This is a genomic window from Pseudomonas sp., from assembly GCF_050739995.1.
In the GTDB taxonomy this organism is placed as follows: Bacteria; Pseudomonadota; Gammaproteobacteria; order Pseudomonadales; family Pseudomonadaceae; genus Aquipseudomonas.
The window spans coordinates 1-18,047 of record NZ_JBOICG010000084.1 but is presented as its reverse complement, the minus strand read 5'-3'; the positions used below and the strand labels follow the sequence as shown (position 1 = coordinate 18,047).

14 protein-coding genes are annotated in these 18,047 nt (G+C 61.3%); 11 read left to right on the top strand and 3 right to left on the bottom strand.

Annotated elements, in window-relative coordinates:
- Together ACRESD_RS02915 and ACRESD_RS02910 are read right to left on the bottom strand one after the other, a co-directional pair.
- Positions 1-544: ABC transporter permease (locus tag ACRESD_RS02915; protein ID WP_431749550.1), on the bottom strand; the 544-nt coding region annotated here is incomplete at its 3' end.
- Positions 541-1,218 carry an ABC transporter ATP-binding protein gene (locus ACRESD_RS02910; protein ID WP_431749549.1) on the bottom strand — a complete coding sequence of 226 codons (678 nt, stop codon included), beginning with the start codon at positions 1,216-1,218 and terminating at the stop codon, positions 541-543. The genes ACRESD_RS02910 and ACRESD_RS02915, both read right to left, overlap by 4 nt.
- A gap of 274 nt (positions 1,219-1,492) precedes the next feature.
- On the opposite strand from ACRESD_RS02910, the gene ACRESD_RS02905 reads away from it, so the two are divergent.
- The gene (locus tag ACRESD_RS02905; RefSeq protein WP_431749548.1) at positions 1,493-2,698 is read left to right on the top strand and encodes a DUF1835 domain-containing protein; all 1,206 of its coding nucleotides are present in this window, start codon (positions 1,493-1,495) and stop codon (positions 2,696-2,698) included.
- Between the two features lie 22 nt (positions 2,699-2,720).
- Here the strand turns inward: ACRESD_RS02905 and ACRESD_RS02900 are convergent, their stop codons facing one another.
- On the bottom strand, positions 2,721-3,242 hold the full coding sequence (locus tag ACRESD_RS02900; protein WP_431749547.1) for a chemotaxis protein CheY: 522 nt from the start codon (positions 3,240-3,242) through the stop codon (positions 2,721-2,723).
- 206 nt (positions 3,243-3,448) lie between these two features.
- Here ACRESD_RS02900 and ACRESD_RS02895 point away from each other — a divergent pair, with 206 nt between their 5' ends.
- From ACRESD_RS02895 to ACRESD_RS02850, 10 genes are all read left to right on the top strand, one after another.
- A complete protein-coding gene (locus tag ACRESD_RS02895; protein ID WP_431749546.1) occupies positions 3,449-4,132 on the top strand; it encodes a fimbrial biogenesis chaperone in 684 nt (227 codons plus the stop codon).
- A gap of 22 nt (positions 4,133-4,154) precedes the next feature.
- Positions 4,155-5,138, top strand: a complete 984-nt coding sequence (locus tag ACRESD_RS02890; RefSeq protein ID WP_431749545.1) for a fimbrial protein — start codon at positions 4,155-4,157, stop codon at positions 5,136-5,138.
- A gap of 59 nt (positions 5,139-5,197) precedes the next feature.
- Positions 5,198-7,996, top strand: a complete 2,799-nt coding sequence (locus ACRESD_RS02885) for an ATP-binding protein (protein WP_431749551.1) — start codon at positions 5,198-5,200, stop codon at positions 7,994-7,996.
- A complete protein-coding gene (locus ACRESD_RS02880; protein WP_431749544.1) occupies positions 7,983-9,176 on the top strand; it encodes an EAL domain-containing response regulator in 1,194 nt (397 codons plus the stop codon). Before ACRESD_RS02885 ends, ACRESD_RS02880 begins: the two co-directional genes overlap by 14 nt.
- 81 nt (positions 9,177-9,257) lie before the next feature.
- Entirely contained in the window at positions 9,258-12,431 is a 3,174-nt protein-coding gene (locus ACRESD_RS02875) for a response regulator (protein ID WP_431749543.1), read from the top strand.
- A 23-nt stretch (positions 12,432-12,454) separates the two neighbouring features.
- On the top strand, positions 12,455-13,102 hold the full coding sequence (locus ACRESD_RS02870) for a response regulator (protein ID WP_431749542.1): 648 nt from the start codon (positions 12,455-12,457) through the stop codon (positions 13,100-13,102).
- 196 nt (positions 13,103-13,298) lie between these two features.
- Positions 13,299-13,904, top strand: a complete 606-nt coding sequence (locus tag ACRESD_RS02865; RefSeq protein ID WP_431749541.1) for a fimbrial protein — start codon at positions 13,299-13,301, stop codon at positions 13,902-13,904.
- A 73-nt stretch (positions 13,905-13,977) separates the two neighbouring features.
- Positions 13,978-14,718 (top strand): fimbrial biogenesis chaperone, encoded by a 741-nt coding sequence (locus tag ACRESD_RS02860; protein ID WP_431749540.1) that lies wholly within the window; start codon positions 13,978-13,980, stop codon positions 14,716-14,718.
- Between the two features lie 2 nt (positions 14,719-14,720).
- A complete protein-coding gene (locus tag ACRESD_RS02855; protein ID WP_431749539.1) occupies positions 14,721-17,228 on the top strand; it encodes a fimbria/pilus outer membrane usher protein in 2,508 nt (835 codons plus the stop codon).
- A gap of 51 nt (positions 17,229-17,279) precedes the next feature.
- The coding region (locus ACRESD_RS02850) for a 5'-nucleotidase, lipoprotein e(P4) family (RefSeq protein WP_431749538.1) at positions 17,280-18,047 on the top strand (768 nt) is incomplete at its 3' end.

The window sequence follows — 18,047 nt, the reverse complement described above, 5'->3', positions numbered from 1 at the left end:
CAGCCTGGCGGATCGCCTCCTGGGCGGCTTCCCAGCGTGAGCCGCCGAGGGCCAGGATCATCTCGATGGTGTTACGGCCCGAGGTGAGTTCCTGGGTCATGCGCTCGATCCCCAACGACACGCCGGTCAGGGTGTTACCGAGGATCATGCCCAGGATCGGGATCGCATACTGTGGCTCGTACCACGGGTGGATGCGGATCACCGCGAACAGACCCACCGCCGTCACCAGCCATGAACTACCCCACACCGACACAATGCTGTCGACCCGCTGCCCTCGGTAGGTCCGCCGCCCGCGCTCCGCCGCCGACATGCCGGCGATCAACGTCATCGCGCACATCAACGGCAGCACCACATACCAGTAGGCGAATTCGAACACCCAGCCCAGCAAATAACCGATGGCCATCAACTGCACCACCGTGCGCACGGCGGCCCATAGCAACTGGCGCTCCAGGCCCAGGCGCAACAACAGCGACAAGGCGCCGTTGATCAGGATCAGCGAGGCAGCGATGCCCATGTCCAGTGCGGTGAGGTTTTGATAATTCATGGTTGTGCGACTCCGTTCAGCACGCCGGCGCTCATCTGCAAGTGAATGTCGCTCATGCGCCGGGCCTGTTCCAAATCGTGGGAGACCCAGATATAGGCGCGGGCGTTATCGGCGGCATACCAGGCATCGATCAGCGCTTCGACATCGCGGGACGAAGCCGGGTCGAGGGCGGCAGTCGGCTCATCCAGCAACAGCACTTCAGGGTTGAGCTGCAGGGTGCGGATCAGCGACACCACCTGGGACTCACCGCCCGACAGGTCGCCGGCATTTTTAGCCAGGAAGTCCGGTTGTTTACCGGCATGTCCCAGCAACGTGGTCACGGCTTGCAGATCGAAACTGCGCTTGCGCAGGGTCTTGAGGCTGAACGGGAAACGCAGGTTGTCTTCCACCGTGCCCTCGATCAGCGCCGGGCGCTGCGACAGGTAGCTGATATGGCTGCGATAGTGGGGAATCTCGGCGTTGGCAATCGGTTGGCCGTTCCACAGGATCTGCCCCGAGGTGGGCGCATCCAGTAGGGCCAGTGCGCGCAGGAATACACTTTTGCCGGAGCCGGAGGAGCCGGTGATCGATACACGGTCGGTGGAGTTCAAGGTGAAGTCCGTGGGTTGCAGCAAGGTCGTCTGGCGGCGCTCGTCCCGGCGCGTGAGGCCGCGGGTTTCTATCAGTGCACTCATGGACGCGATATTCCTCTTGATCCTGTTGGGCGCAATGGTGCGGCACGCGCGCAAAGAATTCATGAAAAATTTCAAACTGTCGCCTCTCGTTAACACGATGGAGGTCCTTGCGATGAGGCGCGCCTTGCAATCGGTGACTGCACTGCCTATATTTCCCGCCTGGCGCTCTCTACGCCACCTTCCGCGGAAAGGGCTGCGCCCAAGATACTTAAGCTTTACCTCATTTCTACGACTCCCAGCCTTAAAGCGGAAAAGGTTTGTGCAAGGAGATCGTATGTCGCAACGCCCCATATCCTCGACCACCGACGGCCGTATTAACCTTGAGCAGCAACGCAAGCGCGCCAAGGAACTGCTGCCGCGCCTGAAAAGCCAAGACCCGACCAGCACCTTGTCCCAGGCTCAATGGCACGTCGCTAAACAGCTGGGTTTCAGCAGTTGGCCCAAGCTCAAGGCCCATGTCGACGCCATCGACTTCGCCGCGCGCCACCCCGGTTTCGAGGCCAGCGACGAAGCCCGTACGACTCATTGGCGCTGTGGCAATGACATCGCCCATAGCCTCCAACTGGCGGGGTTCAAGGGGCAGTTTCAGATGCTCACGGACCCACTGTGCATGGGGCCGGTACGTGACCTGCCCAACACAGCATTCCGCGCGCTGCGCAGTGCTTTTATCAGCCAGGCATTTGCCTTGGATGAGGTGCAGGTTGCCCGCCGTATGGACGATGAATACGACCAGCTTGCAGCACTGGCCGATGCTGACCACTGCGTGCTGTGGTGCGAGGCAGATGCCTATGACCAACTCTTCCTGATCCGTACTCTGGCGGGGCTTGAACGGCTGCCGAAAAAACTGGAGCTGATCGAGGTCGATCGTATTCCTGGCGTCGAGCGTTTTATCGGTATCGGCCAGTTGGCACCCGATGTGTTGGCATGGCTGTGGCCACAACGTCGCTTGATCGATGAAGAGGCGGTGCTAGTGGCCAAACAGGCATGGTCCGCGTATTGCGACAACTCACCCACGCGGTGGGCAGAGCTGGCCCACTCCTCACAGGCGTCCCTACCGTTTCTTGCCCCAGCCTTACTGCGCCAGTTGCAGGAGTTACCGGGAGTCCAGGACGGTCTATCACTCACTGAGCGCCTGTCGCTGGCGTACATCGCCGAGTCCGGGCCGGTGCCCTTTGGCCGTGTTTTCGCCGAGTTGATGATCAAGCGCGAGCCGCTGCCGTTTCTGGGCGACATGATGTTTCATGCACTGTTACGGCCACTGATCGATGCAGAACAACCGTTGCTGTCGGAAACCGAGGTACATCTGGAATGGCCTCGGCGCATGCTGACGCTGACCGCGCTGGGGCAAGCCGTGTTGGCCGGCCAAGCCTATTGGTTGGACCACGCCAGCCATGAACGCTGGGTGGGGGGTAGCTGCCTGCAACCCGGCCAGGCGCACTGGGCATTGGGGCACGATAACCGACCTGTATGGCGTAGCTGAGGTTTCTGCATCGTCACACGGCTTAGCGTTTAGGCGATAAGCCCACCGCACACGCGACCACGGCCGGGTCACCCTGGCCGTTGGCGCGCAGGCTGGTCGGCGATTGCAGGGTGCGCGTGTCCACCGCGCGCAACGCAGGCCGTTCAACCACGGGCGGGCTGTGGGCCGGATCGACGATTTCCATGCAGCGACGCAACGAATTGAAGTCGGGCGATTGCGAGAGCGACAGGTGCAAAGTCTGGCTCACCGATACCGACACCACCGAGCTCAGCGCACATTGACCGTCATAGATCAGGGTGTGGCGGATCAGCGGGTTGTCGTGGCAGTACTTGAGAAGGTTGACCTGCCGCGAATGCACCAGCGCCGTGTTGATGATCAACAGGTCGAACGCCACCCCCTCAGAACGTGTCAGCCCCTGGAGCTCATCGAATGAACTGATGGGCGCAATACGGTGATAGCCCAGTTGGTTGAGCATTTTCTCGATCTTGATCCGTTGCAGCAGGTCGGCATCGGCAATCAGAAGGCGTAACGCTTTATTGGACATAGGGGTAAACCTGACAGTTGGGCATCAACGTCGATCATTCAACGGTGAATACGGTAACGGTCAGTGGCCGGCCATGACTTTAAGGCGATTCTGAAACGGTAAGCTGGGGCAAAGGCGCGCTTTTAAGAATCGCCTCAAAGCCCTCCTCCCGCCCAGCCCCTACCATGGATTGCGTCCCCAAACGCCCCATGGAACTCTCTGTGTTGATGTCACTTTTGCGAATGCTGCTGATCGCCGGTACGTTACTGGCTCTCGCGCCCCCCGCCCGCGCCGCGCTGAAAATCGAAGGCACACGCCTGATTTATTTCGGCCAGGACAAGGCGGCCGGCATCAGCGTGGTCAACCAGGCACCACGGGATGTGGTGGTGCAAACCTGGATCACCGCCGAGGATGAAACGGCTAACCGCGACGTGCCATTTGCCGCCACCGAGCCGTTGGTGAAGTTGGGGCCTGGGGAACATCACCGGCTGCGGATTCTGTACGCCGGGGCCGGTCTTCCCGCTGATCGCGAGTCACTGTTCTGGCTCAATATCATGGAAGTCCCGCTCAAACCGGACGACCCCAACAGCGTGCAGTTTGCAATACGCCAACGCCTCAAGCTGTTCTATCGCCCGCCCACCCTCGACGGTGGCTCGACTGAAGCGTTGCAGCAGTTGGTGTGGAGCCGCCACGACGGGCACAGCCTCACGGTGAGCAACCCCAGCGCGTTTCACCTGTCGTTGGTGAACGTGCGCACCGAGACCCAGGCGCTCAGCGACTATCTGCTGCTCAAGCCCCACGAAAGCAAAACCCTGACCACGCCGGGCGCACTGCCCAAAGGCACCACCCTCCACTTCACCGAAATCAACGATATCGGCTTGCAGGCCCGCCACAGCGCGGCGCTCAACTGATCCATCGCGGGGTATGGCACCTATGTCACTGATCAAACGTTTTCTCCCTTTGCTGCTCTGGGGCTGCGCCGCCCTGCCCGCCACCAGCCATGCCCTGGCCTGCGTGGAAGATGGCAGCGGCGCGTATGTGGATATCAACCCCCTTGGCACCTCGCTGGCGGTCGCGGCCGACGCACCGGATGGCACGATCATCTGGGAGTCGGGGCCACGCTCCACCAATGTGCGGTGCAAAGACGACCAGAACCATGGCCGCGAAGAAGTTTACTTCTACCTCAACCCCGCCAACGTCAGCATCGGCCAGGGCATCCGCGTGGGCATCCGCTATAAGAACACGCCGATCACCCAAAACACCGGTAAGGTCGGCACCGGTTTCTACTCCGACCTAGGTTGCACCTGGTCCAACTGCACCGGTTGGAACAACGCACGCTTCACCCTGAACTTCAGTGTATTCATTGAGAAATACGGCAAGACGCCACCCAATGGCCAAGCCAGCACCCTGGCCCAATACCGGGTGTTCCAGCTGGACGGCGTACGTGGGCTCAACAATAAGCCCAACAGTAACCTCAACTACATCGTCACCGGCATGAACGACATTCGCTTCGTGCCCTGCGCACCCGAGTTGACCATCACCCCCAGCGTGGTCAACTTCCCCACGCCGTCACGCCAGGCGCAGATCGGCGCCGTGGCCAGCACCGCGAATTTCAACCTGAGCCTGCGCAAAGCCTGCGACACGCCCTACACCGTCGATGCACGTTTCGCCACCACCCCGGGCGGCGGCAGCGTGATCAATGGCCTGCTGGTGCCGGCCAACAACAGCTCGGTGGGTATCTCGTTGTCCCGCGCCGACAGCGATCAGCGCCTGCCCTTCAACAATTGGTTCACCCTGCAGACGCTGATGGGCTCTGGCCAGGCGCGCAATGATTTCCGAGCCGACCTGAACTGGCGCACCCTGCCGATTCCCGGGGCTTTCGAAGCCGCTGTGGTGGTCGATATGCTTTACAAGTAGCCGGCGACTTTAAGGATCGTCTTATGCCGTTGGCATCGTTCTGCCACTACTCTTTGCCGATGCGATTGAAAAGTTATCTGCTCCAGATCAACCCCGTCCTCTCCCGACCCGAAGCAGCCAGAAGGCTGCTTCGTACGTTTGCCACCGTGTTATTGGTCGGCATTCTGAGCGGGGTCTACACCTTTCTGCTGTCCACCTTCAACAACGACATCTCCCAGCGACGCGGCTACATGAGCAGCGCCATTGCCGAGGCGCATACTTTTTTCACCAACCGCGAAGCCTTGCTCGAAAGCCTCAGCCTGTCGGCGGTGCGCAAACAGGCACGGATCTACCCGCCCTCCCCGGAAGAAGAACACCTGCAACTGGGCGACACCCCCGGCAACCAATGGAGCATCTGGCTCACCGCGCGCATGCGCGACTACCTCAAGGCCAAGCAGCTCAACCTGCTCTATGTGAACGCCGGCCCTAGCCCACAGGTGATGCGCCTCTACAACTCAACCGCGCAAGTACTGCCGATTTCCAAGTGCATGCTCAATCGCCTCAAGGACTTGCAACACCGCGACCCGACTACCCTCGGCGAGCTGTGGCTCAGTGACAAGACCGAGCACCACTCGCACCTGTATGTGTTCATACGGTTGGATGAGCGCGATGCCAATTCCGGTTGGCTCGGCCTGGAGATGGAAAGCCGTGAGGTGTCGTCGACCCTCAGTGACCAGAGCGCCGGCGAGTTCATGATGCTCAACGCCCAAGGCATGCTGGTGTTCACTAACAGTGCCGATGCGCGGCGGAGCCAGCAACGCCTCAAGCCTGGAGAGGACAGCTTTTTCGGGTTTGTCGGCAACGGTTGGCTGCCCGATCACCTGGTGATCCGCAAGCACCTGAAGTCCTCTGAATGGCAACTGATGTACTCCATCGACCTGCGCGCGGTGGTCACCGGCCTGTGGAAACAACTACTCGGCTCACTGCTGTTCTGCCTGTTCAGCCTCACGCTGATCTGGCTGATGATGCGCCGGGTCGACCAGCGTTTCATCATTCCGTCGATCCATCGCATCCAGGCGTTGATCGAAAGCGAAGCCTTCGGCCGCGATGTGATCCAGACCGCTCCCGTCGCGCTGTGCGTACTGCGCCGCACCGACGGCCAGGTAGTGCTGGAAAACACCCTGGCCCAACAATGGCTAGGCAACGGCCCGGAGCGCGAAGCCTTGCGAACGGGCTGGATCGAGCAAGCCTTTGCCAGCGAGCCGTCCGAACGCAGCGACTACTTTGAAACCGTCGACGGCCGCCACCTCTACCTGAGCAGCGCGCCTACTCGTTACAAAGGTGAGGACGTGTTGTTTTGCGCCTTCAGCGACCTCAGTGCACGCAAGCAGGTGGAGGCCGCGCTGGAAGAAGCCCGCCAATCGGCGGATGCCGCCAACGCGGCGAAAACCCTGTTTCTGGCCACCATGAGCCACGAGATCCGCACGCCCCTGTACGGCGTGCTGGGCACCCTGGAACTGCTGGCCCGCACCCAACTGGATGCCCAGCAAAAAGACTATCTGCATGCCATCGAAGGCTCGTCCGCGACGCTGCTGCAATTGATCTGCGATGTGCTCGACGTGTCGAAGATCGAGGCCGGCCAACTGGCACTGGAGATGAGCGAATTCTCGCCGCTGGACCTGGTGCACGAAATCATCCAGGGCTACGCCGCAGCCGCCCAGGGTAAAGGCTTGCAGCTGTACGCCTGCTTCGACCCCAAGCTGCCCGAGCGGCTGATCGGCGACGTGACGCGCATCCGCCAGATCCTCAACAACCTGCTCAATAATGCGGTGAAGTTCACCGATTACGGGCGTGTGGTGCTGCGGGTCAAGGTGCTGGGCCGCGACGGCGAGCGCTCCAGTGTGTTGTGGCAAGTCTCGGACACCGGCAAAGGCATCGCCCAGGAAGACCAGGCGATGATTTTCGAGCCGTTCTACCAGAGCGAAGGCAACACCAATGTGGTGGCCGGCACCGGCCTGGGCCTGCCGATTTGCCAACGCCTGACCGAGTTGATGAATGGCTCGCTGCGCATGGTCAGCGAGCTGGGCCTGGGCAGCAGTTTCAGCCTCACCCTGCCGCTGGAAGAAGCGCCCAGCTTGCCGATGACAGCACTGCTCGCCGACACCATCTACGTCGCCTCACCCATCCCGGAACTGGCCCACGCCATCAGCGGCTGGCTGCGCCGCTGGGGCGCACGCGCCCAGGCCGGCCTGCCGAGCCTGCCCGACCAGCATCTGCTGCTGCAATTACACCCCGGCAGCGTCGATCCCTTGCTGGCGCCCGATTGGCCAGGGCCAGTGATTCATGTCAGCAGCAATGCCTGTACCACCTTGGAAGCCGATACGGGTGCGTGGCACGTCAATCTCAACCACCTGGGCGCGATCCACCAGGCCGTCAGCCAGGCCCAGGGACTGTGGGTGGTCCGCAGCGATGAGCAAACGCGCCAGCACGACGTGGACAAACTCAACCTGCACCTGTTGGTGGCCGAGGACAACATCATCAACCAACTGATATTGCGCGACCAACTCGAAGAACTCGGCTGCACCGTGGAGCTGGCGGCCGACGGCCAGGAGGCGCTGCAGCTGTACAGCGCCGGTCATTTCGACGTGGTGCTCACCGACGTCAATATGCCCCACATCAACGGCTATGAACTGGCGCGCGAACTGCGCCGCCAGGGCTGCCCGTTGCCGATTATCGGGGCCACCGCCAACGCCATGCGCGGCGAGGCCGACCTGTGCCTGGCCGCCGGCATGAACCATTGCCTGGTCAAACCCTTTGCGTTGCGGGCTCTATTCAACTCCCTGGCGCCTTATGCACGGATCACCCATGAAGCCCCTTAGTATTCTGATTGTTGAGGATCATCCCCTGCAGCACATCTACCTGCAGCACCTGCTCAGTGAGTTGGGGGATTTCAGGCTCGAAACCGCCGAGGATGGCAAAGAAGCGCTGGAGCGCCTGCGCCAGCGGGATTTCGATCTGGTTCTGACCGACCTGCTGATGCCCGGCATGGACGGTGTGCAGTTCATTCAGTGCCTGGCCAACCTGCGTTGCAAACCGGCCCTGGCGATCATGAGCGCAGCATCGCGGCGTATGCTGATGGCGGCCAGCCTGGTGGCAAAAAATCTCGATGTGGAGGTCATCGGGCTGATCTCCAAACCGGTCGCCGCCGACGCCCTGCGCAGCCTGGTAGAACAGCTCAAGAACAAGATACACCGCCCCTCGCCCGACTTGGCGGAGCACGTGGACATCGACCGCAACACGCTGGTCCAGGCCATGGGCAACGGCCAGTTCCAAGCGTGGTTCCAGCCGAAAAAATCCCTGGCCAACGGTCGCATCGTCGCCGCCGAAGCCCTGGTGCGCTGGATGCACCCCGAGCAAGGCGTGATGCTGCCGGCCGCGTTCCTGCCGGCGATCAAGGCATTCGAACTGGAGGAGCGCCTGCTGTGGGTGGTGCTCAAACAGGCGATTCACGCCCAGGAGCGTTGGCGCCAGCGGGGTTATGAAATACCGGTGTCGATCAACCTGCCCACGCACCTGCTCAACAGCCACGACCTGGCCGACCGCCTGCTGGAGTTCGTGCTGCACTACGACGGTATCCCGGGAATGATTTGCTTCGAGCTGATGGAGTGCTCGGTGCCGCAGGACATCAGTAACTTCTACGCCGGGGCCTGCCGTCTGCGTATCAAGGGCTTCGGGCTGTCCCAGGACGATTTCGGCAAAGGCTACAGCTCGTACCTCAACCTGGTGTCCACACCATTCACCGAACTGAAGATCGACCAGGCCCTGGTCCAGGGTAGCCACGATAACGAAGGCATGGCCCAGGCATTGGCGAGCATCATTGCACTGGGCCGCAAACTTGGTCTTACCGTGGTCGCCGAAGGCGTGGAAACGCCCCAGCAACTGGCCCTGCTGCGCAAGATCGACTGCAATCAGGTGCAGGGTTTCCTGATCTCTCACGCGGTGTCTTCAGACCAATTTCAACAACTACTGAACAATGATGGCCCCGCGACATCTCACTAGCTGGCGGCCCCGGATTATTTGCCCTTTCAAGGACTAATCTCCATCCAGTGCCGATTTATCCAGCGCCTGCGGAACCCCCTGATGAAGCACAACAACGCGATCCTCGAAGCCTTTACCCGTAGCTCTGCACGCCTGAACAAAGGCTTGATGGTGCTGATTGGAATCGCGTTGCTGCTGGTCCTCACCAATTACTGGTCACTGCAACGGGGAGTCGAGACCCGCTACGGTGCCACGCGCTTTCACTTCGCCCGCCTGATGGAAAACCTCGCAGAGCAGCAAACCTACCTCAAGAGCCTGGCCCATCCGGGCATCCAGGCCGAACTGCTGCGTGCCACCAACGTTCAGGTCAGCCTGAAAAGCCGTATGGTCGACAACCGTCGCACGCTGTACGAAGGCCAGAAGTATTCGTTTTCGGTGCCGTTCAGTGTCAAGTTGGATGAACAGCAGATCGGCGCCGCCGACAGGCCGCCCATTTTTGCCCTGGGCGCGCACCTGACCAGCTACTACAGCGCCTTCTGGTCCTCGTCGCCGTACGAGGCGCCACAAACCTTTCTGTTCAACCGCCAGGCGAACTACACCATCACGATTCCGTCGGTGGGTTACCAACGAAGGGAAAGCACCGAGGAAACCGGCAACCTGGTGGCGCTGGTCAAGGCGGTGCAACACACCCTCGCGCAGACGCCGCAACCGCTGGAGCAAGATCGCGTGTATTGGCAGACAGGGCCCGAACCCAAACACCTGCTGGCCTATATCGGCCTGCCACTCGACGGCCCAGGCCAGGCGGTGGTGGGCACCTTGCTCGACCTGTCGCGGGTCGACGACGTACAGCGTGCCCTGGATCACTCGGCCTTTGATCGCTTTACCCTGATCGCACCGGACGGCAAGCGGTTGATCGGGCCCGCGACGCCGAAATCACTCAGTGATGGCGTGCACTTCACGGCCAATGGCTTTGAATTCAAAATTACCCACACCGGCGACCAGCCATGGAGCGCGGTCTATGGCCTGAACTACTCGCACTTTTTCCATTCCACCGTGTGGCCGCTGAGTAGCCTGGCGCTGCTGCTGGCCAGCCTGACGACCCTGGGTTGGGCCGGCAGCCGTTGGTATCGACGCCAGGTGATCACGCCGGCGCGGCTGGCCCATGAACGCATTGCCGAAAGCGTGGCGTTCAGCCGCGTCATCATCGACACCGCCCCCACCGGGCTGTGCGTGGTGCGGCGCAGCGACGGCAAGGTGCTGATCGAAAACCAGCGCGCCCAACAATGGCCGGGCACCGCCCGCCTGGTGGCGGCCATGGCCGGTCAACATGAGCATGCCGAGAACGGCGAGACGCATCTGGAGATCGAAGGCCGGCACCTGCAAATCGGCTTCGTGTCGACCCGTTATCAGGCCGAGAACGTACGTTTGTACGCGTTCAACGACATCACTCGGCATATCGAAGATGCCCAGGCACTGGAGGAGGCACGTCACGCCGCCGACACCGCCAACGAGGCCAAGACGCTGTTCCTGGCAACCATGAGCCATGAAATCCGCACACCGCTGTATGGCGTACTGGGTACCCTTGAATTACTCGGCCTGACCGACCTGGACCCGCACCAGCAAACCTACCTGCACACCATCCAGCGCTCGTCCGCCACGCTCTTCCAACTGATCAGTGATGTGCTGGATGTATCGAAGATCGAGTCCGGGCAAATGGCGATAGAAGCCATGGATTTCTGCCCTCTGGACATACTCGAAGACACGCTGCACACCTACACCGCATTCGCCCAGCGCAAGGGTTTGCAGCTGTACAGTTGCATCGACCCACAGTTGCCTGACTGCGTAATGGGCGACCCGATGCGCATTCGTCAGATCCTCAACAACCTGGTGAGCAACGCCATTAAGTTCACCGACACCGGGCGCGTGGTCATTCGTGCCAGGGTGATGGCGCGTGACGCCGATAATGTCGACCTGGAATGGCAAGTCACCGACTCCGGTGTCGGCATCCCCGAGGCGCAGCAGGCCAAGCTGTTCGATCTGTTCTACCAGGCACCGGACACGGCCAGCGAGGGCGGCGCAGGCTTGGGGCTGCCGATATGCCGGTGGCTGGCACAGATGATGGGCGGTGAAATCAGGTTGGTCAGCGAGCCAGGCCTGGGCAGCAGCTTTACCCTGAAAATGCGCCTGTCACTGTGCGGCGGCGCGCTGACCAACCTGCCGGTGATCGAACCAAGCCCGACGCCGGTGTATGTGCAGGCACCGGTACGCGAACTGGCACAGTCAATGAGTGACTGGCTCAATCGCCTGGGCATTGCGGCTGGCCTGGCGGCGACCGTCCAGGAAAAAGACAGCCGCCACGCGGTGCTGGTCGACCTGTTGCCCAACGAGTCCCCCCGGCCCTGGCCCGGCCAACGTGTACTCTGCCTGCCGGGTGCACACACACCGCCGCTGCATACGGCACAAGGCTGGGTGGTCGATTTGCACGATGTGCGTACACTCGCCGCCACCGTGTCACTGGCGCAGCACGGCAAGTATGAGCAACCCGCAGCGGCACAGCCACGAAGCGCCGGCCAGTTGGGCTTGCGCATCCTGGTGGCCGAGGACAACCCGGTCAACCAGGCGATCATCAAGGAACAACTACAGGCCCTTGGTTGCTCGGTGACCCTGGCCGTCAACGGCGAGCAGGCGTTGCAACTGTGGCAACCGCAGGTCTTCGACCTGGTGCTGACCGACGTGAATATGCCGTTGATGAACGGTTATGAACTGGCCAGGACGTTGCGCGAGCATGATCCACAGTTGCCGATCATCGGCGTGACCGCCAATGCGATGCGCGAGGAAGGTGTGCGTTGCCTGGCGGTGGGCATGAACGCCTGGATCGTCAAACCCCTGAGCCTGCAAACCTTGCGTGCCCAGTTGATCAAGTGGTGCCAGGTCAAGCCGCCGCCGGAGCCCGCCGTCGAGCCTTTCGATGACAGCGTGCAACTGTCGGAAAAAATGCGTGTGCTGTTCATCAGCAGCCTGCAGCAAGACCTGCAGCGCATCGGCGCAGCATTGGAGCAGCGCGATGCCCATAGCCTCGGGCAACGCCTGCATTCGGCGGCCGGAGCCCTGGGCGCCGTGCAGGCACTCGCGCTGTCCCAGGCCTGCATCGAACTGGAAAGCGCACTCAACAGCAGCAGCCTCAACACCGCACTGGTACTCAAGGTGAAGGCTGTCATGCAGCGAATGTCGGCCATCCTGGAGAAGCTCCAGCCTGGGCACACTTCACTCACTTGAACTGGCACTACGGACGGCCCCTTATGAAAACATTCAACGTGGTTATCGCGGACGATCACCCGATCGTGCTGCTCGGTGTACGCGAATTGGTGGAGCGCGATACGCGCTTTGCGGTCGTGGGCGAGGCCATCTGCTCGGCGGGGTTGATCGAGTTGTTGCAGCGTCAGGTGGTCGACATCGTGATCACCGACTACAACATGCCAGGCGACTCGCCCTACGGCGACGGCCTCAAACTGGTGGAATACCTGAAACGGCACTTTCCTCAGGTACAGATCCTGATCCTGACGATGATTTCCAATCACCTGATCCTCACCCGCCTGCAAGAACTGGGGGTGGTCGGGATTATCCAGAAAAGCCAGTTGCACACCGAGATTCAACTGGCGCTCAAGGCCATTGCGCAACAAAGCACTTATCACAGCCTGGAGCCGCCCAAGACATCGGTGATCGAGACACTGACGGCCATCGACGAGCGTTTTTCCACCTTGTCGCCCAAAGAGTTCGAAATCTTGCGCTTATTTATTTCCGGCATGAGCGTAAGTGATATTGCGCGCTGCCAGAATCGAAGTTCTAAAACCATCAGCGCGCAAAAGATTTCGGCCATGCGCAAACTTGAAGTCAGCAGTGACCAAGACCTGTTGGCTTATTGTCTGGCGCGCAACATTTTTAACTAACGAAGAACTTGCAAGCCATTCCTGGACAATGGCTTTGCCCTTTATTTACAGGCATCCAGCCTATTTATCCAGCGCAGCTTACCCGCCACCCAAGCCGCTTATAAGAATCGTCTTATTCGCCCGCCCCTCGCCGTCACTTACTCTTTCCTGGCAGTTCAACAACAGCATTTTCCAACTAACACTTACGGATATCATCATGAAGAAGTTTTCCCTGGCTGTTATCGCCTCGGCCATTATCGCCGCTTCCGGCAGTGCGTTTGCCGATGACCCGGTAACGCCCACTCCAACCCTGGGTGGCAGCGGCAAAATCACCTTCACCGGCGTGATCAACAACGACGCCTGCTCGGTTGACGGCGCCAACTCCGACCGCACGATCTCGGTCGACATGGGCAACGTGTCGATCAAGGACATGGGCACCGCAGAAAACCCGGCTGCCGGTCGCGTGACCGCCAAAGACTTCAACCTGAACGTCAACTGCAACGCAGGCACCAAGGTCGCAATGATCTTTGACGCCAACAACGGCGGTTCGGGCCTGGTCACCGGCAAGAAAGTACTGGCGCTGAACGCCGGCTCCGCCTCGGCGAAAAACGTCGGTATCGCCCTGCTCGACAGCAACGGCGCGCTGATCGACCTCAGCTCGCCATCCACGGCGCGCATTGAAAGCACCATCCACGGCCAGGGTACCGAAGGCGGCGACGCCACCTTGAGCTTCGCTGCCGCCTACGTGACCACCGCAGCCGCCGGCTCGGCCGTTGCCGGTCGCGGTGACGCGACCCTGCCGTTCATCCTGCAATACGAATAATCGGCGCCCCGGCACCGAACGCGCGAGGCCCTGCGGCCTCGCCATTTCTTTTTGATCACACTGGATAAACCTCATGCTGCCTCGTTCGATTGCCGCATGCCTGGGGCTGCTGGGCATGCTTATGGCGACCCAGGCCAGCGCCAGCATTTCACTGAATGCCACCCGTATCGTATTCGATGGCGACCACAAGGAAGCCAACATCACTGTGCGCAACGGTAGCCAGGATGTGTTGGTGCAATCCTGGGTCGACATGAATGACGCCAGTGCCAGCCGAGCGCCCTTCGCCGTCACGCCGCCCCTGGCTCGTGTGTTTGCCAAAGAGCAGCAACTGCTGCGGATCTTGTATGAAGGCACCGGCATGCCCACGGACCGCGAGTCGGTGGTGTGGCTCAACGTGCAGGAAATCCCCAAGGCCAGTGAGGCCGAGAACACCTTGCAGTTGGCCATCCGCCAACGCATCAAGATTTTTTACCGCCCTGCCGGCCTGCCCGGCAGTGCCTTGCAGGCCCCGGCGCAGCTCGAGTGGGCATTGGTCCGACGCGGCGCGCAGACACTGCTGAGCGTGAAGAACCCGACGCTGTATCACGTGTCGATGGCCGACATCAAAGTGCAGGCGCAACTGGCGAGTGACTCCACCATGATCGCCCCCGGTGAGCAAAAACAGTTCCCGCTGAATGCCCTGCCCGCCAGTGGCCCGGTGCAGTTGTCGTTCTACAGCATCAATGACTACGGCGCGCAGAACCACTACACCGCCCCCCTTTCCAGTGGCGTTTCGGCCCCTGCGCACGCCACTGAATCTCGTCTGGCGCCTTAAGCATGTCTTCTCTTTCCAGCACCAGGCCCACACGTTGCGCGCTGAAACTCAAGACGCTGTCCCTGGCGATTGCCGCCAGCCTGCCGGCCTGGGTCATGGCCGATGAGTCTGCCGAAGCGTTCAACACCACGTTCCTGCAAGGTGGACAGACCGTCGACCTGCAACAGTTGCTTGCGGCCAACAGCGTATTGCCAGGCAATTACCGGGTGGACCTGTACAGCAACGAAGTGCTGGTGGGCCGGCGCGATATCGACTTTCAGCGCAACCCACAAAATGGACGAGTCGAAGCCTGCTTGACCCTCGACCTGCTCAAGCAACTGGGAATCGACATGACCCGCCTGCAGGCCCAGGGCAAAATCGACCTCGAGCATCCTTCACCCTGCTACTCACTGGCGCAGTTGATCGAAGACGCCAGCGTACGGTACGACAGCAGCCGCCTGCGCCTGATGGCGAGCATTCCACAAATAGCCCTGCAACGCGGCATGCGCGGCTATGTCGACCCGCAACTGTGGGACGACGGTGTGCCGGCCGCGTTTATCAACTATCAACTCAACAGCAGCCGCACGGCCGGCGACTACGACACACGCATCGCCAATAACCTGGGCATGCGCAACGGCATCAACCTGGGCGCCTGGCGCCTGCGCAACGAGTCGAACTTCAGTGGCGGCACCGGGCGCTCGAACACCTTCACCAGCAACCGTACCTACGTGCAGCATGACGTGACGGCGATCAAGGGCCAGTTCAGTGCCGGCGAGATTTTCTCCGACACTGACCTGTTCGACAGCGTGCGCTATCGCGGCGTGAAACTGGCCTCGGATGAAGGCATGCGCGCCGACAGCGAGCGCGGCTATGCCCCGGTGATCCGTGGCGTGGCGCAGACCAACGCGACCGTGGAAATCCGCCAGAACGATTACATCCTCTACACCGCCAACGTCGCGCCAGGCCCGTTCGAGATCAACGACATCTACCCCAGCGGCTCCAACGGCGATTTGCAGATCACCGTGATCGAGGCCGACGGCAGTCGCCGCGTGAGCATGCAGGCGTTTTCCAGCCTGCCGATCATGGTGCGCGAAGGCCAGGTCAAGTACAGCGTGTCGGCGGGTACATTCAAGAGCAATGCCGAAGGCCTGGCCACGCCACGCTTTGTCAGCAGCACCGTGGCGTACGGCCTCACCAGCAGCTTGAGCGGCATCGTCGGCCTGCAAGCCAGCGAGGCGTACAACGCGCTGTCCCTGGGTGCGGGTAAAAACACGGCGCTGGGCGCGGTCTCGCTGGACGTGACGCACTCGTCGAGCAAGGCCCGTGGGCAAACCACCCAGGGCAACAGCGTACGTGCCCTGTATGCCAAGACCTTTGCCGGCACCGACACCAACTTCACCCTGGCGGCGTACCGTTACTCCACCGAGGGCTACCGCAGCTTCACCGACCACGTCGAAGACATCAGCGAAGGCGCCCGAGTGCGCACCGGCAACTCCAAGACTCGCACCGACCTGACCATCAACCAGAGCATCGGCCGCAACCGTGAGTACGGCAGCCTGTACATGAACGCCAGCGACCAGCGCTATTGGAACCGTGGCGGCTCCCAGAGTTTTTCCGCCGGCTACACCAGCAACTGGGGCGATGTGACGTACAACCTCGGCGTGACCCGCACCAAACAAATCGTCACCTGGGGCGAACCCAGCGATGACACCCAGGTGAACCTGTCCATCTCCTTCCCGTTGGGCAGCCAGCCACGGGCACCACGGGCATTCGTCACCACCAGCAGCAACCACGGCGACACCACGACCCAAGCCGGTATCAACGGCTACGTGGCCGACACCAGCGACACCTTTTACTCGGTGCAGGCCGGTCACAGCGACACCAGTGGCGATTCAGGCTCGGTGAATATCAACAGCCGGACCTCGGTGGCGGACGTCAGCCTGGGTTACAGCCAGGGCCAGGGCTACAACTCGCAAAACCTCAACCTCGCAGGTTCGGTGGTGGCCCATGCGGGCGGCATCAACCTGGGGCAGACCGTCAGCGAAACCTTCGCCCTCGCCGAAGTACCAGGCATCTCTGGGGCTAAAATCGGCAGCTACAGCGGTGTGGAGACCGGCTACAACGGCTATGCGGTGATCCCCACGGCCCAGCCCTATCGGGTGAACTGGATCAGCCTGGACACCCGCGACCTGGGCGGCGACGTGGAAATCACCAACGCCACCCAGCAACTGGTACCGCGCCGTGGCGCCATCGTGGTGGCGCATTACAGCGGCACCACCGGGCGGCGGGTGTTGTTCGAGCTGTTCGATGCGCAGCATCAGCCGCTGTCGTTCGGGGCTTCGCTGGAGGATGCCACTGGGAAGCAGTTGGCGATTGCCGATCCGAATGGGAATGCACTGGCACTGGTGGAGCAAGACCAAGGCACATTGATAATCAAGTGGGGCGAACAGCATTGTAGCGCGAGCTATGCACTGCCACCGCAGAACAAGGCGTTGAATTACGAGCGCCAGGCATTGGTGTGCAAGCCTTGATTGTGTGGGGGGTTAGGCTACTGTGCTGCCATCCCTCTTCGAGACTGTTCAATGCGCAATCTGATTTTTGCCGGGGTCTGCCTGCTGTCCACCGCCCTGGTGGGCTGCCAGCAGACGCCCCCGGCCAACGACCAACTCGACGCCGTGCTCTGGACCCAGACCTCCATCGAACACGAGCTGATCTACCGCCAGCTGTTCGCCAACGCCACCCGCCAACTCGACGTGGCCCTCGCCGACCCAACCTGGGACGCCCTACCCTTCCCAGCCCGCAACCTGACCGGCCTACCACCGGCGGTGGTGGTGGACATCGACGAGACCCTACTGGATAACGTGCCGCTCAACGCCCGCGACATCATTCACAACCAGGTCTATTCCTACGACCGCTGGAACACCTGGGTCGACCAGGCCAAGGCCCAGGCTTTGCCAGGCGCCGTGGCCTTCCTGCAAGCGGCCAAGCAAAAAGGCATCCAGGTCTACTACCTCACCAACCGTGAACACAGCCAGGTCGCAGCCACCGCTGCCAACCTGCGTTTGCGCGGTTTTCCGGTTGAAAACAACCAGCAGATACTCGCCGCCAGCACGCCCACCGGTCATTGCGAAAGCGCTGGCTATGGCAAGCACTGCCGCCGTCAATGGGTCGCGGACCATGCGCGGGTACTGTTGATGGCCGGGGATTCGCTCGGGGATTTCGTGCAAGCCGAACACAACACGCTGGAAGCCCAACGCAAGGCCGTCGCCCCCTATGTGAGTTGGCTGGGACAGCGCTGGTTTCTACTGCCCAACCCGAGTTATGGCAACTGGTACAGCGCGCCATACCGG

What these genes read in the sequence shown, in the direction of transcription:
- ACRESD_RS02910 (WP_431749549.1), bottom strand. Translation starts at nt 1,218, where the DNA reads ATGAGTGCACTGATAGAAACCCGCGGCCTCACGCGCCGGGACGAGCGC.
- ACRESD_RS02905 (WP_431749548.1), top strand. Translation starts at nt 1,493, where the DNA reads ATGTCGCAACGCCCCATATCCTCGACCACCGACGGCCGTATTAACCTT.
- ACRESD_RS02900 (WP_431749547.1), bottom strand. Translation starts at nt 3,242, where the DNA reads ATGTCCAATAAAGCGTTACGCCTTCTGATTGCCGATGCCGACCTGCTG.
- ACRESD_RS02895 (WP_431749546.1), top strand. Translation starts at nt 3,449, where the DNA reads ATGTCACTTTTGCGAATGCTGCTGATCGCCGGTACGTTACTGGCTCTC.
- ACRESD_RS02890 (WP_431749545.1), top strand. Translation starts at nt 4,155, where the DNA reads ATGTCACTGATCAAACGTTTTCTCCCTTTGCTGCTCTGGGGCTGCGCC.
- ACRESD_RS02885 (WP_431749551.1), top strand. Translation starts at nt 5,198, where the DNA reads ATGCGATTGAAAAGTTATCTGCTCCAGATCAACCCCGTCCTCTCCCGA.
- ACRESD_RS02880 (WP_431749544.1), top strand. Translation starts at nt 7,983, where the DNA reads ATGAAGCCCCTTAGTATTCTGATTGTTGAGGATCATCCCCTGCAGCAC.
- ACRESD_RS02875 (WP_431749543.1), top strand. Translation starts at nt 9,258, where the DNA reads ATGAAGCACAACAACGCGATCCTCGAAGCCTTTACCCGTAGCTCTGCA.
- ACRESD_RS02870 (WP_431749542.1), top strand. Translation starts at nt 12,455, where the DNA reads ATGAAAACATTCAACGTGGTTATCGCGGACGATCACCCGATCGTGCTG.
- ACRESD_RS02865 (WP_431749541.1), top strand. Translation starts at nt 13,299, where the DNA reads ATGAAGAAGTTTTCCCTGGCTGTTATCGCCTCGGCCATTATCGCCGCT.
- ACRESD_RS02860 (WP_431749540.1), top strand. Translation starts at nt 13,978, where the DNA reads ATGCTGCCTCGTTCGATTGCCGCATGCCTGGGGCTGCTGGGCATGCTT.
- ACRESD_RS02855 (WP_431749539.1), top strand. Translation starts at nt 14,721, where the DNA reads ATGTCTTCTCTTTCCAGCACCAGGCCCACACGTTGCGCGCTGAAACTC.